This is a genomic window from Nonomuraea sp. NPDC052634 (genome assembly GCF_040678535.1).
Classification (GTDB): domain Bacteria; phylum Actinomycetota; class Actinomycetes; order Streptosporangiales; family Streptosporangiaceae; genus Nonomuraea; species Nonomuraea fastidiosa.
Genome location: NZ_JBFATY010000001.1, coordinates 1,333,239 through 1,345,308 on the forward strand (window position 1 = coordinate 1,333,239; position 12,070 = coordinate 1,345,308).

The 12,070-nt window shown below is 73.2% G+C and carries 13 protein-coding genes; 9 read left to right on the top strand and 4 right to left on the bottom strand.

Annotation, left to right across the window (positions count from 1 at the left end; genetic code table 11):
- The first annotated feature begins 11 nt into the window (after positions 1-11).
- From AB0K67_RS06125 to AB0K67_RS06135, 3 genes are read left to right on the top strand one after another with little or no spacing between them, the layout of a single operon-like run.
- The gene (locus tag AB0K67_RS06125) at positions 12-545 is read left to right on the top strand and encodes a Na+/H+ antiporter subunit E (protein ID WP_364053677.1); all 534 of its coding nucleotides are present in this window, start codon (positions 12-14) and stop codon (positions 543-545) included.
- Positions 542-823 (top strand): monovalent cation/H+ antiporter complex subunit F, encoded by a 282-nt coding sequence (locus AB0K67_RS06130; protein ID WP_364053680.1) that lies wholly within the window; start codon positions 542-544, stop codon positions 821-823. The genes AB0K67_RS06125 and AB0K67_RS06130 overlap by 4 nt, the downstream gene beginning before the upstream one ends.
- A complete protein-coding gene (locus tag AB0K67_RS06135; protein WP_364053683.1) occupies positions 810-1,127 on the top strand; it encodes a monovalent cation/H(+) antiporter subunit G in 318 nt (105 codons plus the stop codon). Before AB0K67_RS06130 ends, AB0K67_RS06135 begins: the two co-directional genes overlap by 14 nt.
- On the opposite strand, the gene AB0K67_RS06140 is transcribed toward AB0K67_RS06135, so the two are convergent.
- Genes AB0K67_RS06140 through AB0K67_RS06155 form a run of 4 tightly spaced genes read right to left on the bottom strand, consistent with a single transcriptional unit; the run spans position 1,085 to position 4,920 of the window.
- Positions 1,085-1,423: a DUF6328 family protein gene (locus tag AB0K67_RS06140; protein WP_364057449.1), complete on the bottom strand. Its 339-nt coding sequence runs from the start codon at positions 1,421-1,423 to the stop codon at positions 1,085-1,087. The two genes, AB0K67_RS06135 and AB0K67_RS06140, sit on opposite strands and share 43 nt — an antisense overlap.
- A gap of 13 nt (positions 1,424-1,436) precedes the next feature.
- A complete protein-coding gene (locus tag AB0K67_RS06145; protein WP_364053686.1) occupies positions 1,437-3,470 on the bottom strand; it encodes a xanthine dehydrogenase family protein molybdopterin-binding subunit in 2,034 nt (677 codons plus the stop codon).
- Positions 3,467-4,435 carry a xanthine dehydrogenase family protein subunit M gene (locus AB0K67_RS06150; protein ID WP_364053689.1) on the bottom strand — a complete coding sequence of 323 codons (969 nt, stop codon included), beginning with the start codon at positions 4,433-4,435 and terminating at the stop codon, positions 3,467-3,469. Before AB0K67_RS06150 ends, AB0K67_RS06145 begins: the two co-directional genes overlap by 4 nt.
- Complete coding sequence (locus tag AB0K67_RS06155; protein WP_364053692.1) at positions 4,432-4,920, bottom strand: 2Fe-2S iron-sulfur cluster-binding protein; 489 nt, start codon at positions 4,918-4,920, stop codon at positions 4,432-4,434. Before AB0K67_RS06155 ends, AB0K67_RS06150 begins: the two co-directional genes overlap by 4 nt.
- A gap of 114 nt (positions 4,921-5,034) precedes the next feature.
- Here AB0K67_RS06155 and AB0K67_RS06160 point away from each other — a divergent pair, with 114 nt between their 5' ends.
- The 6 genes from AB0K67_RS06160 to AB0K67_RS06185 all read left to right on the top strand — a co-directional run bounded on the left by AB0K67_RS06160 (position 5,035) and on the right by AB0K67_RS06185 (position 12,055).
- Positions 5,035-6,285 (top strand): acetate/propionate family kinase, encoded by a 1,251-nt coding sequence (locus AB0K67_RS06160; protein WP_364053695.1) that lies wholly within the window; start codon positions 5,035-5,037, stop codon positions 6,283-6,285.
- 214 nt (positions 6,286-6,499) lie between these two features.
- A complete protein-coding gene (locus AB0K67_RS06165) occupies positions 6,500-8,641 on the top strand; it encodes an ATP-dependent RecD-like DNA helicase (RefSeq protein WP_364053698.1) in 2,142 nt (713 codons plus the stop codon).
- Between the two features lie 153 nt (positions 8,642-8,794).
- Positions 8,795-10,147 carry a potassium transporter TrkG gene (locus AB0K67_RS06170; RefSeq protein ID WP_364053701.1) on the top strand — a complete coding sequence of 451 codons (1,353 nt, stop codon included), beginning with the start codon at positions 8,795-8,797 and terminating at the stop codon, positions 10,145-10,147.
- Positions 10,140-10,802, top strand: a complete 663-nt coding sequence (locus AB0K67_RS06175; RefSeq protein ID WP_364053704.1) for a TrkA family potassium uptake protein — start codon at positions 10,140-10,142, stop codon at positions 10,800-10,802. The genes AB0K67_RS06170 and AB0K67_RS06175 overlap by 8 nt, the downstream gene beginning before the upstream one ends.
- A gap of 127 nt (positions 10,803-10,929) precedes the next feature.
- Positions 10,930-11,373, top strand: coding sequence for a CBS domain-containing protein (locus AB0K67_RS06180; RefSeq protein ID WP_364053707.1), 444 nt, complete (start codon positions 10,930-10,932; stop codon positions 11,371-11,373).
- A 73-nt stretch (positions 11,374-11,446) separates the two neighbouring features.
- The gene (locus AB0K67_RS06185; protein WP_364053710.1) at positions 11,447-12,055 is read left to right on the top strand and encodes a TetR/AcrR family transcriptional regulator; all 609 of its coding nucleotides are present in this window, start codon (positions 11,447-11,449) and stop codon (positions 12,053-12,055) included.
- Positions 12,056-12,070: the final 15 nt, after the last annotated feature.

Consider the following 12,070-nt stretch of genomic DNA (forward strand, 5'->3'; position numbering starts at 1 on the left):
GGGAGGTGGCGATGAGACGGGAGGCGCTGCGGCCGCGGCTGCTCGGCCGGCGGGTGCCGCTGCCGCTGGCGGCCTGGCTGACGCTGGTGTGGACGGCGCTGTGGGGCGAGGTGAGCGTGGGCACCGTGCTGGGCGGGCTGGTGACCGGGCTGGTGGTGACGTGGCTGCTGCCCATGCCGCCCATCGACCGGGGCATCCGGCTGCACCCGCTCCCGCTGGTGCGGTTCCTCGCGTACTTCGCGTTCGACCTGGTGATCTCGACGGGGCGGGTGGTGTTCTACGTGCTGCGTCCCGGGGATCCGCCGGCCCAGTTCGTCCGGGTGCCGCTGCGCACGACGTCCGAGCCGATCACGGTGCTGGTCATGGTGGCGATCTCGACGGTGCCGGGCAGCCTGGTCGTGGAGCGCTATCCCGGCGAGCTGCTGCTGCACGTGCTGGGCCGCCCGGGAGACGTCGCCGAGCCCGTACGCCGGGACGTAGCCGGTCTGGAGGAGCGCATCGTCACCGCCTTCGGCACTTCGAGGGACAAGGAGGAGCTGGTGTGAACACGGTGTACCTGGTGACACTGGCCCTGCTCGGCTGCGGCGCGGCCGCGGCGCTGTACCGGGTGGGGCGCGGGCCGTCGATGCTGGACCGGGCGATGGCCCTGGACGTGTTCACGTCGCTGTCGATGTGCGGGGCCGGTGCGTACGCGGTGGCCAGGGACGACTACTCGGACCTGCCGATCCTGATGGTGCTGTCGCTGCTGGGGTTCGTCGGGTCGGTGTCGCTGGCCCGCTTCTTCTCCGGCAAGGAGGAGCGGAGGGGCGATGAGCGTTCTTGACACGATCGCGGCCGGCTGCCTGCTGCTGGGCGCGCTGCTCGCGCTGTCGGCCGGCATCGGGCTGGTGCGTTTCCGCACCACGCTGGATCGCATGCACGCCGGCACGAAACCGCAGGTGCTCGGCGTGCTGCTGGTGCTGCTGGCGCTGTGGCTGCACCGGCCGTCCCTGGCGTACGTGGGGCCGCTGCTGCTCGTGGCGCTCTCCCAGGTGATCACCGTGTCGGTCGCGGCGTACGTGGTGGCGCGGGCGGCGAACGCCCGTCAGTCCTCCCGCGACGACACCGGGCTGCCGTCGGAGGACTGAGCGTGCGGCGAGCCGCCCTCCCGCCGCTCCTCTCCGGCGCCGCCGTGCTCCAGCGCGCCGGAGCGGTCCAGCGCGGGCTGCCCGAACCAGGTCCACAGCGCGAGCAGCGCGAGCAGGCCCGCGGTGAGCCACGCCACCGTCGCGTCGAACAGGTAGTCGATGACGAACATGGTGGCCGTGGTCATCGACACCGCCAGCGCGAGCGCGCCGAGGATGCCGTACAGGTCGGAGCGGCGTACCAGCGTCTCCTTGCGGCCCTGACGGAACAGCACGCGGTGCTGCGCGGGCGGCGCGATGGACCAAGAGCCGTTAAAGCGTGTTCCGCAGCACCTTCGCGGGCGTGATCGGCAGGTCGCGCACGCGGTGGCCGGTGGCGTGGAAGACGGCGTTGCCGATGGCGGCCGCGGTGCCGACGATGCCGATCTCGCCGATGCCCTTGCTGCCCATCGGGTTGAGCGCGTCGTCCTGCTCGTCCAGCCAGTACGCCTCCACGTCGCGGACGTCGGCGCAGACCGGGATGTGGTACTGCGCGAGGTCGCGGTTCAGGAACCCGCCGAACTCCTCGTCGGTCAGCGTCTCCTCCATCAGCGCCATGCCGAGCCCCATCGTCATGCCGCCGATGAACTGCGACCTGGCCAGCTTGGCGTCCACGATGTGCCCGCAGGCGAAGACGCCGAGCAGCCGCGAGACCCGTACCTCGCCGGTCACGGCGCTCACCCGCACCTCGGCGAACTGAGCGCCGAAGGCGTGCCTGGCCAGCTCGGCCTCCTTCTTCACCTCGTCGGTGGTGTCGGCGCGGCCCTCCTTGCCGTCCTTGACCAGTTCCTCGCAGGCGCGTACGACGGCCGAGCCCCACGAGGCGGTGCCCATGGAGCCGCCCGCGACCGGGCCGTCCGGCAGGTCGCTGTCGCCCAGCTCGACGTGCACCCGTTCGGGGGCGACGTTCAGCGCGGTGGCGGCGATCCTGGTCAGCGCGGTACGCGCGCCGGTGCCGATGTCGGCGGCGCCCACCTGGACGAGGATGTCGCCGTCGTCGAGCACCTTGGCCAGCGCCTTCGACGGCGACCGCCGCGCCGGGTAGGTGGAGGCGGCCACGCCGGTGCCGATCAGCCACTCCCCTTCGCGCCTGATGCCGGGCGCCGGATCGCGGTGCTCCCAGCCGAAGCGGCGGGCGCCCTCGCGCAGGCAGCCCACGAGGTGCCGGGAGCTGAACGGCAGCCCGCTGTCCGGCTCGGTCTCCGGCTCGTTGCGGATGCGCAGCTCGACGGGGTCCAGGCCGGCGGCGTAGGCAAGCTCGTCCATGGCGGACTCCAGCGCGTACATGCCGGGGCACTCGCCGGGCGCGCGCATCCACGAGGGGGTGGCGACGTCCAGCCTGACCACCCGGTGTGCGGTGCGCAGCGCGGGCGCGGCGTACATGACCCTGGCGGGCACGGCGGTCTGCTCGGCGAACTCGACCAGCGTCGATGTCTGCACGTACGCCACGTGCTCCATGGCCGTGAGCCTGCCGCCGGCGTCCGCGCCGAGCCGCAGCCGCTGGATGGTGGGCGTGCGGTAGCCGGTGACGTCGAACATCTGCTGCCGGGTCAGCGCGATCTTCACCGGGCGGCCCACCGCCCTGGCGGCCAGTGCGGCCAGGATCGCCTGCGGCCTGGTGGTGCCCTTCGAGCCGAACCCGCCGCCGACGTGCCTGGACACCACCCTGACCTGCTCGCGCGGCAGGCCCAGGGTGCGGGCGATCATGTTCCGGCTGGTGGAGATGCCCTGCGCGGTGTCGTACACCATGAGGCGGCCATCGGCGTCCCAATAGGCCAGCGCCGCGTGCGGCTCCATCGGGTTGTTGTGCAGGACGGGCGTCTCGTAGACGACGTCCACGGTGGTCGCGGCGGCGGCCAGCCCGGCTTCGACGTCGCCCTTCTCGGTGTCGGTCGGGTAGCCGGGGTTGACCACCCCGGGCCGGTACAGGCCGGGATGGTCCATGCGCAGGGTGACGTCGTGGTCGCCGGGGTCGTAGTCCACGCGGACGGCGCCGGCGGCGGCGCGAGCGCGCTCGTAGGTGTCGGCGACGACGGCGGCGACGATCTGGCCGCGGTAGGCGACCTCGCGGCTCTGGAACAGGGCGAGCTCGGGGTCGGCGTCCTCGGGCAACGGCGGCGGGTCCTCGCACGACAGCACGGCGAGCACGCCGGGCAGCTCCAGGGCGGGCCCGGCGTCCACCCGCTTGACGCGGCCCCTGGCGATGCGTGACTGCACGGGGTAGGCGTAGGTGACGCCCTCGACCGGGTACTCCGCCGCGTACGTGGCCAGTCCCGTGACCTTGACGCGGCCCTCGATGCGGTTCACGGCGCGAGCTCCTCCAGTGTGGCGACGATGAGGTTGCGGGCCAGCGGCACCTTGTACGCGTTGCGCGGCAGCGGCCTTGCCTGCTCCAGCTCGGCCTCGGCGGCCTGGAGGAACGCCTCCCCCGTCGCCGGGCCGCCGGTCAGCGCCTGCTCGGCCCGTCCGGCCCGCCAGGGCACGTGGGCCACGCCGCCGAGCGCGATGCGGCAGCCGGCCACCCGGCCGTCGCGCACGTCGAGCGCGGCGGCGATGGACACCAGCGCGAACGCGAACGACGACCGCTCGCGCACCTTGCGGTACATCTGGGCCCCCGGGGGCGGCGGGGGCAGCTCGACGGCGGTGATGAGGTCGCCGGGCTCCAGCACGGTGTCCCGCTCGGGCCGGTCGCCGGGCAGCCGGTGCAGCCCGGGAATGGGCACGATGCGGTCGCCCGCGGGCCCGGTGACGTGCACCTCGGCCTCCAGCGCGGCCAGCGCGACCGCCATGTCGGAGGGGTGGGTGGCCACGCACGCATCCGACGCGCCGAGCACGGCCAGGCCGGAGTGGTCGCCGGCGATGGCCGGGCAGCCGGAGCCCGGCCTGCGCTTGTTGCAGGGCCTGGAGACGTCCTGGAAGTACGGGCAGCGGGTGCGCTGCAGCAGGTTGCCCGCCACGGTGGCGATGTTGCGCACCTGCCCGGACGCGCCCGACAGCAGCGCCCTGGCCAGCATGGGGTAGCGGGTGCGGATCAGCGGGTGCACGGCCAGGTCGGTGTTGCGCACGGTGGCGCCGACGCGGACGCGGTCGCCCGCCTGCTCGATCTCGTCCAGCGGCAGCCGGCTGACGTCCACCAGGCGCTCGGGCTCGGCCACGCCCAGCCGCATGAGGTCGACCAGGTTCGTGCCGCCGCCCAGGTACATGGTGCCGGGGGTGAAGTCGCGCACGGCCTCCGCCGGGGTGGCGGCGCGGGCGTACTCGAAGGGCTTCACGACGTCACCTCGCGGATGGCGCTGACGATGTTGACGTACGCGCCGCACCGGCACAGGTTGCCGCTCATCCGCTCCCTGATCTCCTCGGGCGTCAGCGCGGGGTCGGTGGCGAGGTCAGCGGTGACGGCGCTCGGGCCAGGCTCGCCCAGCATCCCTGCCGCCGAGCAGAGCTGCCCCGGGGTGCAGTAGCCGCACTGGAACGCGTCGTGCTCGATGAACGCCGCCTGCAGCGGGTGCAGCTCGCCGCCGCTCGCCAGGCCCTCGACGGTGGTGATCTCCCTGCCGTCCACCGCCACCGCGAGCGCCAGGCAGGCGTTGGCCCGCCGCCCGTCGATCAGCACCGTGCAGGCGCCGCACTGGCCGTGGTCGCAGCCCTTCTTCGCGCCGATGAGACCGAGGCGTTCGCGGAGCAGGTCGAGCAGCGACGTTCGCGGGTCTGCGTCCACCGTGCGCGGTACGCCGTTGACCTGCAGGGTGATGTTCATTTCGCACGACTACCCGAGCGCCGTGAGCGACAACCCCTGAGAGCGGTAAAGGCGGTCGTCTTACATCCCTGTACGTCCGGTTTTGCCGGGGTGGTGGCGGGTAGCCGGGCGGGCATGGGGCTGGCCTTGGACGAGCAGGCGGACCGGCAGGCGGCGATACTCACCCTGAACGCGGGCTCGTCGAGCCTGCGGCTCGACCTCGTCCAGGGCGGCTGCGTGATCGACAGCGCCCACGCCGACCTCGCCGCACCCTCGGGCGGGCCGGGCGGGCAGGACGGGTCAGGCGGGCCGGGCAGGCAAGGCGGGCCGGGCGGGCCGGGCGGCGGCGCGGACGGAGCGGCGGGGGCCGCGTCCGCGTGGGAGGCCCTGTCGGAGTTCCTGGGCGGGCACTTCGACCGCGACATCAGGGCCGTAGCGCACCGGCTGGTGCACGGCGGCGACGTGCTGCGCGCACCCGCCGTCGCCGACGACGAGACCGTGGCCGCGCTGCGCGCCCTGACCGGCCTCGCCCCGCTGCACCTGCCGCCCGCGCTGGACCTGCTGGACGCCGCCCGCGAGCAGCTTCCCGCCGTGCCGCACGTGCTCTGTCCCGACACCGCCTTCCACGCCGGCCTGCCCGACGAGGCCGCCGTGTACGCGCTGCCGCCCGAGTGGCGCGAGCGCCACGGCCTGCGCCGCTACGGCTTCCACGGCCTGTCCTACGCCTGGGCCGCCGACCGGGTGGCCGAGCTGCTCGGACGGCCGGTGGCCGAGCTTGAGCTGGTGCTCGCGCACCTGGGCGGCGGCGCGTCGGTGTGCGCGCTGTCCGGCGGGCGCAGCGTGTTCACCTCGATGGGGTTCACGCCGCTCGACGGCCTGCCGATGAGCAGGCGGTCCGGCAGCGTGGACCCCGGCATGCTGGTGTGGCTGCTGGAGCAGGGCCACCTGTCGATCGCCGAGCTGCGCGAGGGCCTGCAGCGCCGCTCGGGGCTGCTCGGCCTGTCGGGCGGCCGGTCCGGCGACACGCGCGCGCTGGTGGCGGCCGAGCGGGACGGCGACGCGGCGGCCGGGCTGGCGCTGCGGGTGTTCGCCCGCCGGGTGGCCGAGGAGGTCGCCGCCGCGGCGACCTCGCTGCCGCGCATCGACGCGCTCGTCTTCACCGGGGAGATCGGCTGGGACCAGCCGGAGGTGCGCGAGGCGGTCTGCCGCCGGCTCGGGCCGCTCGGCATCGAGGCGCCTGAGCTGCGGGAGCGGTCCGAGGACGGGCCGGTCAGCGCGTACGCGGCGGCGATCCCCGTCCTGGTCGTACAGGTGCGCGAGGAGCTGCAGCTCGCCCGCGAGTGCCTGCTGCTGCTCGACGGCCCCGAGGCGGACCCCGCCCTGTGAAGCGCCCGGCGCGGTCCGCCGTCCCGTGCGATGCCCCGCCTCCGCTTCCCCTGCCCATCCGGCCGTGCGGGCCATGCCGCGCGATGCCCCGCCTCCCCCTCCCATGCCCCGGCCGTGCGGTCCGCCGTCCCGTGCGATGCCCCATCTCCCCTCCCCTGTCCCGGCCGCGGGCCGTGCCGCGCGGTTGTCGGTGACGTTTGGTTGGATCTGCTGTGTGGAAGCCTCCGTCGAGCAGCTCGTCTACGTCCGCGATGACGAGTACACCGTCGCGCGCATGAGCGCCGACGGCGAGCCCGACTTCATCGCCACCGGCCGGGCGCTCGCCGGGGTGCAGCCGGGCGAGACGCTGCGGCTGTTCGGCGAGTGGGGCAGGCACGCCCGTTACGGGCGGCGCTTCGCGGTCAGCGGGTGCGAGCGGGTGACGCCGTCGTCGGTCCGCGCCATCCGCGCCTACCTGGGGTCGGGGCTGATCAGGGGCATCGGGCCGAAGCTCGCGTACGCGATCGTCGACCACTTCGGCGAGGCCACGCTCAAGGTCATCGACGGCGAGCCCGAGCGGCTCACCGAGGTCGTCAACATCGGGCCGCAGCGGCAGGGGCAGATCGTCCAGGCGTGGCAGGAGCAGAAGGCCATCGCCGCGCTCATGGTCACCCTGCAGGGGCTCGGGGTGAGCCCGCTGCTCGCCTCCAAGATCCACCAGGCGTTCGGCAAAGACGCAGAAGAGGTCCTGACCACCGACCCCTACCAGCTCATCGGCCGGGTCAGGGGCATCGCGTTCCGCATCGCCGACCGCATCGCGCTGCGCTCAGGGGTGCCCGAGCGCAGCCCGCAGCGGATCAAGGCGGCGCTGCTCGACCGGCTGGAGGCGGCGGGCAACCGCGACGGCCACTGCTTCGTGCCGGTGGCGGCCCTGGTCAGGGAGACGGCCCAGCTCATCGAGCAGGATCAGGAGCTCGTACGCCCGATGGTCGACGCGCTGGCGGCCGAGCGGCGGCTGGTGGTCGAGACGCATCCGCACCAGCCCGACCGGCCCGACGTCCACGTCGCCTATCTCAAACACGTCCACAGCCGCGAGGTGGCGCTGGCCGCGCGGCTCGCCGCGCTCATGCGGGCCCGCTCCACGCTGCCGCTGCGCTCGTTCCGCGAGGACCCGACGCTCCACGACGACCAGCGCGCGGCCGTCACCATGGCGCTGACCAGCACGGTCTCGATCATCACCGGCGGCCCGGGATGCGGCAAGAGCCACACGGTCAAGGCCATCGCCGCCATCGTGCGGGCATCGGGCGGCACGGTCACGCTCACCGCGCCCACCGGCAAGGCCGCCAAGCGGCTGTCGGAGCTGACCGGCATGCCCGCGATGACCGTCCACCGCATGCTCGCCCAGCAGCCCGACCCCGATCCCGAGACGCTGTTCGACGAGCGGCCGTCGCAGGCCGATCTGATCGTGGTCGACGAGGCGTCCATGCTCGACCTCCACCTCGCCACCCGGCTCACCGCCGCGGTGCGGCCCGGCAGCCACCTGCTCTTCGTCGGCGACGCCGGCCAGCTGCCCAGCATCGGCGCCGGCGACGTCCTGGCCGACCTGCTGCGGGTCGAGGCGATCCCCCGCGTCGAGCTGACCCACGTCTTCCGCCAGGCCGGCGGCAGCGGCATCATCGAGGCCGCCCACCGCATCCGCGCGGGGCGGCTGCCCGCGACGCCGGGCGGCGGCGGGTTCTGGTTCGAAGAGCTCGACGATCCCGCGCAGGTGGCGCAGCGGGTGGCGCATCTCGCGATGGTGGCGATCCCCCGCAAGCAGGGCGTCGATCCCGGCCAGGTGCAGGTGCTGTGCCCGATGCGCAAGGGCGAGACGGGCGCCACCGCGCTCGGCCGGCTCATCCAGGACCGCCTCAATCCCGCCGCCGACGACAAGCCCGAGCACTGGTCGGGCTCCACGGTGTTCCGGGTGGGCGACCGGGTCATGCCGATCCGCAACAACTACGACAAGGGCGTCTTCAACGGCGAGACCGGCACGGTGACGGCCGTGGTGCGGGAGGAGCGCGCGGTCGAGATCCGCACCGACGACGGGGAGCGGGTGACGTACGGGTTCGACGAGCTCGACGACCTCACCCACGCCTACGCCATCAGCGTGCACCGGTCGCAGGGCAGCGAATACCCGTTCGTGGTCGCGCCGATCGTGGCCGAGTCCGGCGGCATCATGCTGCGCCGCAAGCTGCTCTACACGCTGGTCACCCGGGCCAGGGCGTGGGTGGTGCTGGTGGGGCAGCGCGAGGCGCTGGAGCTGGCCGTCCACCGCGTCGGGCGGCGCCGCGACACGGGCCTGGCCAGGCGTCTCGCGCTCGCGCTCGGCGGCTGAACGGCCACCCGGGCCAAGGCGCTCGGCGGGCCTGTTACGGTAGTGCGCGGTACGCCGGAAAGTCTGGTTCGGCATGGACTGCCGGCCGGACGGTCGGGGGAGGCGTTCACGAATGCGTGATCGTAGCCGTGCTCGTCGCATCGGGGCGCGTGCATGAATCGCCTGCTCGCCTGGCTGACGTCCCGCTTCGAGCAGCCGGCCCAGGTCGTGGTCTTCGGGTTCGGCCTCGCCATCGCGATCGGCGCGGCGCTGCTGTCGCTGCCCGCCGCCACCGCGTCCGGCGAGCCCGCCGGGCTGGTCGAGGCGCTGTTCACGGCCACCTCCGCGGTCTGCGTGACGGGGCTCACGGTGGTCGACACCGCCTCCCACTGGTCGGTGTTCGGCGAACTGGTGATCGCGGGGCTGTTCCAGGTGGGCGGGCTCGGCATCATGACGATCGCCACGGTGTTCACGCTGCTGGTCTCGGGGCGGTTAGGCCTGCGGGCCAAGATCGTGGCGCAGGCCGAGAGCAAGGCGCTCAGCGCCAGCGACATCCGCCGGGTGGTCCGCAAGGTGGTGCTGTTCACGCTGCTGTGCGAGACCGTCGCCGCCGCCGTCCTGACCGGCCGTTTTCTCATCGCGTACGGCGAGCCGTTCGACCGGGCGCTCTACCTGGGCGGCTTCCACGCGGTGTCGGCGTTCAACAACGCCGGGTTCGTTCTGTGGCCCGACAACCTCATGCGGTTCGTGACCGACCCGTGGATCTGCCTGACCATCGCCATCGCCTGCATCGTCGGCGGGCTCGGCTTCCCGGTGGTGTTCGAGCTGGCCCGCACCTGGCGCCACCCGCACCGGTGGAGCGTGCTGACCAGGATCACGCTCGGCGTCACCGTCACCCTGCTGGTGCTCGGCACTCTCGTCTTCCTCATGACCGAGTGGCGCAACCCGCGCACGCTCGGCGCGCTCGACGAGCCCGACAAGCTGCTGGCCGCGTTCTTCACCGCCGTCATGCCGCGCTCGGCCGGATTCAACACCCTCGACGTCTCGGCCATGTACCCGTCGAGCTGGCTGCTGACCGACCTGCTCATGTTCATCGGCGGCGGCAGCAGCGGCACCGCGGGCGGGATCAAGGTGACCACGGTCGGCCTGCTCGCCTTCGTCGTCTGGGCGGAGCTGCGCGGCGAGAGCCGGGTGAACGTCGGCCACCGCCGTCTGCCCGACACCACCCAGCGGCAGGCCGTCACCGTCACGGCGCTGGGGGTGGCGCTGGTGGGCGCGGCCACGTACGTGCTGCTCGCCCTTTCCCCGTACAGCCTCGACCAGGTCATGCTGGAGGTGGTGTCGGCGTTCAGCACGGCCGGGCTGTCCACCGGCATCACGGCTGATGTCGGCACGGCCGGGCAGGTGTTGCTCGTCATGCTCATGTTCGTGGGCCGCATCGGCCCGCTCACACTGGGCTCCGCGCTGGCCCTCAACAAGCGCGCCCGGCATTACGAACTACCCGAGGAGCGAGTGATCGTTGGCTGAGTACAGAGGCGACCCGGTCGTCGTCATCGGCCTGGGCAGGTTCGGCACGTCGCTGGCGCTGGAGCTCACCCGGCGCGGCACCGAGGTCCTGGCCATCGACAACCGTCCCAAGATCACCCAGAGCCTGGCCGGTCGCATCACCCAGATCGCGACCGCCGACGCCACCGACATGGAGGCGCTGCGCCAGCTCGGCGTGCCCGACTTCTACCAGGCCGTGGTGGCGGTCGGCAGCGACATCGAGGCCAGCATCCTCACCACGTCGCTCCTGGTCGAGCTGGAGATCAACGACATCTGGGCCAAGGCCATCAGCACCCAGCACGGCCGTATCCTGAGCCGCATCGGCGCCCACCACGTCGTCTTCCCCGAGCACGACATGGGCGAGCGCGTCGCGCACCTGGTGAGCGGCCGCATGCTCGACTACATGCAGGTCGACGAGAACTTCGCGCTGGCCAAGACCAGCCCGCCCAAGGAGTACGTCGGCATCCCGCTCGGCCAGTCCAACCTGCGCCGCAAATACGGCGTGACGATCGTGGCGGTCAAGCCGCCGGGCGAGGAGTTCACGTACGCGACGGCCGATACGGAGCTGTCGTACGGCGACATCGTGCTCGTCTCGGGGCGGACGGAACAGGTGGAGCGCTTCGCCGAACTGCCCTGACTCCGGAGCCTGCCTGACACCGGGCCGCCCCCTGGTCTTGAGCGGCCCTGACCGCGAGCCGCCCCGGCACCGGGCCGCCTGCGGCCCGGGCGGAGGCGCGGCCTACCCTGGCAGAGGAGGTCATCGCATGCGCGCACAGGATCTCGCCGCCGAGTTCCCGACGGTCACCCTCGACACTCCGGCGCTGGAGGCGGCCAGGCTCCTCGCCGACCGCGACCTGCCGGGGCTCATCGTCGTCGGCCCGGACGGCCTGCCCTGCAGCATCCTGCCCGGCACGCAGGTGCTGCGGCTCGCGGTGCCCGCCTACTGCCAGGACGACCCGGCGCTGGCCAGGGTGGTGGACGAGGCGCACGCCGACCGGTTCCTGCGCCGGCTCGACGACAGGACCGTACGCCAGTGCCTGCCGGAGGAGCCGCGCGAGCTGCCGGTGGCCGAGCCGAAGGCGACCATGCTGGAGCTCGCGGCGCTGATGGCGCGCATGCACAGCCCGCTGGTCGCGGTGGTGGACGACGGGCGGCTGATCGGCGCGGTCACCCTGCAGTCTCTGCTCGCACACGCCCTCCGGCCCTGAGGCCGCCGCCCCTGGCCGCGGGCGCGAAACCGGCTTACCAGGGAAAACGGACGGAGGCGCGTAGGCTGGGGTCATGGTGAAGGCCGTGGCCAGAGAGCCCGTACCCGCCCGGCGCGCGGACGCCGAGCGCGACATCGCCGCGATCCTGGAGGCCGGGACGCGGTTGCTCAGCGCCGATCCCGCCGCCGGCGTGGCCGAGATCGCCCGGGAGGCGGGGGTGGGCAGCGTGACCCTGTACGCCCACTTCCCCACCCGCGAGTCGCTGGTGGACGCGGTGCTCGACCACACGGTGGGCCTCGCGGACGCCGTGATCGAGGACGACAGCATCGACAGCGACCCTCCGTCCGAGGCCATGGAGGGTTTGCTGCGCTCGTCGTGGGAGGTGCTCGACCGGCATCGCCGCATCTTCCTCGCCGCCGACCGCACGCTGCCCACCGAGCGCATCAGGGAGCATCACGAGCGCCCGCTGCGCCGGGTGGAGCGGCTGATCGCGCGGGGCCGGCGGGCGGGCGACTTCCGTACGGACCTGCCGTTGCAGTGGCTGGTGACGGCGTTCTTCGCGATCGTGCACAGCGCGGCTCAGGAGCGGGAGGCGGGCCGGCTGTCTCCTGGCGAGGTGGAGAAGGTGCTGGTGACCACCATGCTGTCACTGCTGCGCCCGCCCCCGCAGAAACGCGGCTGAAAGCCTCCTGAGCCC

Excerpts from the sequence above, each read along its gene's own strand:
- AB0K67_RS06125 (WP_364053677.1), top strand. The coding sequence starts at position 12 with ATGAGACGGGAGGCGCTGCGGCCGCGGCTGCTCGGCCGGCGGGTGCCG.
- AB0K67_RS06135 (WP_364053683.1), top strand. The coding sequence starts at position 810 with ATGAGCGTTCTTGACACGATCGCGGCCGGCTGCCTGCTGCTGGGCGCG.
- AB0K67_RS06155 (WP_364053692.1), bottom strand. The coding sequence starts at position 4,920 with ATGAACATCACCCTGCAGGTCAACGGCGTACCGCGCACGGTGGACGCA.
- AB0K67_RS06160 (WP_364053695.1), top strand. The coding sequence starts at position 5,035 with ATGGGGCTGGCCTTGGACGAGCAGGCGGACCGGCAGGCGGCGATACTC.
- AB0K67_RS06170 (WP_364053701.1), top strand. The coding sequence starts at position 8,795 with ATGAATCGCCTGCTCGCCTGGCTGACGTCCCGCTTCGAGCAGCCGGCC.
- AB0K67_RS06180 (WP_364053707.1), top strand. The coding sequence starts at position 10,930 with ATGCGCGCACAGGATCTCGCCGCCGAGTTCCCGACGGTCACCCTCGAC.
- AB0K67_RS06185 (WP_364053710.1), top strand. The coding sequence starts at position 11,447 with ATGGTGAAGGCCGTGGCCAGAGAGCCCGTACCCGCCCGGCGCGCGGAC.